This is a genomic window from Streptomyces sp. CO7 (genome assembly GCF_053474865.1).
Genome location: NZ_JBRIOU010000010.1, coordinates 29,933 through 31,763, shown reverse-complemented (window position 1 = coordinate 31,763; position 1,831 = coordinate 29,933). Strand labels below are relative to the sequence as shown.

Genomic DNA, 1,831 nt, shown 5'->3' with positions numbered 1-1,831 from the left:
GAGCGCGTCCGCCGCCAGGCGGGGCGCTGGCCCGAGACCCTGGACGACATGGCCGCCGCCTTCGACGCGCTGCCCCGCCTGGCGGCGGACGCGCTCGGCGGGCGGGCCGACCTCTCCCGCACGGTCTGGACCGGGCACTCCGCCGGCGGGCACCTGGTGCTGTGGGCGGCGGCCCGGCACGTGCTCCCCGAGGGGAGTCCCTGGCGCACGGCGCGGCCGGCCGCGGTCCGCGGGGTGGTGGCGCTGGCGCCCATCGCCGACTTCGCGGTCGCGGGCGAGCTGGAGGTCTGCGGCGACGCCGCGCTGCAGTTCCTCGGCGGCCCCGGCCTCTTCGAGGAACGCCGCCCGCACGCCGACCCGGTGCTGCTGCTGCCCAGCGGCATCGCCACCACCGTGGTCCAGGGACGCGAGGACGTCGACGTCCCGCCGGCCGTCGCCGAGTCGTACGCCGACGCGGCCGCCCGGGCGGGCGAGGTGGTGGGCCTGACCCTGCTGGACGGCGTCGGCCACTTCCCGCTGATCGACCCGGCCGCCGACGCCTCCGCCGTGGTGGCCGAGGAGATCGCCCAGCTGGCATGGTGATCCGATGACCGCACCCGCTGCCCTGCCCTTCTCCCCCGCCGACCCCGCCTTCGTCGCCGACCCGTACCCCGGGTACGCCGAACTGCGCGGGCGCGGACGGGTGCTGTGGTGCGAGGAGACCGGCCAGTGGCTGGTCCCGCACCACGCCGACGTGTCGGCGCTGCTGCGCGACCGGCGGCTCGGCCGCACCTACCAGCACCGGTTCTCGCACGAGGAGTTCGGCCGCACGCCGCCGCCGCCGGAGCACGAGCCGTTCCACACCCTCAACGACCACGGGATGCTCGACCTGGAGCCGCCGGACCACACCCGGATCCGGCGGCTGGTCTCCCAGGCGTTCACCCCGCGCACCGTGGAGCGGCTGCGCCCCTACGTGACGGCGCTCGCCGGGGAGCTGGCCGGGCGGCTGGTGGACGCGGGCGGCGGCGACCTGCTGGCGGAGGTCGCCGAGCCGCTGCCGGTGGCGGTGATCGCCGAGATGCTGGGCGTCCCGGAGGCCGACCGGGCGCCGCTGCGGCCCTGGTCGGCGGCGATCTGCGGGATGTACGAGCTGAACCCGTCCGAGGAGACGGCGGCGGAGGCGGTCCGCGCCTCGGTGGAGTTCAGCGACTACCTGCGGGAGCTGATCGCCGAGCGGCGCCGGCGGCCCGGCGGGGACGACCTGATCTCCGCACTGATCGCCGCGCACGACGAGGGCGACCGGCTCACCGAGCAGGAGATGATCTCGACCTGCGTGCTGCTGCTCAACGCGGGCCACGAGGCCACCGTCAACGGCACCGGCAACGCGTGGGCGGCGCTCTTCGAGCACCCGGAGCAGCTGGCGGCGCTGCGCGCGGACCACGCGCTGGTGCCGTCCGCCGTGGAGGAGCTGCTGCGGTTCGACACGCCGCTGCAGCTGTTCGAGCGGTGGGTGCTGGAGGACGTCGAGATCGACGGGACGGTGATCCCGCGGGGCGCGGAGCTGGCCCTGCTGTTCGGGTCGGCCAACCGCGACCCGGCGGTCTTCGACCGCCCGGACCGGCTGGAGCTCGACCGGCGGGTGAACCTGCACATCTCGTTCAGCGCGGGCGTCCACTACTGCATCGGCGCGCCGCTGGCCCGGATGGAGCTGGCCGCGTCGATGACCGCGCTGCTGGAGCGGGCCCCGGGGCTCCGGCTCGCCGCCGAGCCGGAGCGGCGCCCCCACCTGGTGATGCGGGGCCTCACGGAACTCCGCGTCGCGACCCACTGAGCCGCACGGGTGACCTGGGCG

At 76.3% G+C, this 1,831-nt stretch carries 2 protein-coding genes; both read left to right on the top strand.

The features are described from left to right. Nucleotides 1-582 (top strand): alpha/beta hydrolase family protein (locus ACOV8S_RS28410; protein WP_448321369.1); only part of this gene is annotated, 582 nt, incomplete at its 5' end. Nucleotides 583-586: 4 nt separating this feature from the next. Further along, complete coding sequence (locus ACOV8S_RS28405) at nucleotides 587-1,810, top strand: cytochrome P450 (RefSeq protein WP_448321368.1); 1,224 nt, start codon at nucleotides 587-589, stop codon at nucleotides 1,808-1,810. The last annotated feature ends 21 nt before the right edge of the window (nucleotides 1,811-1,831 follow it).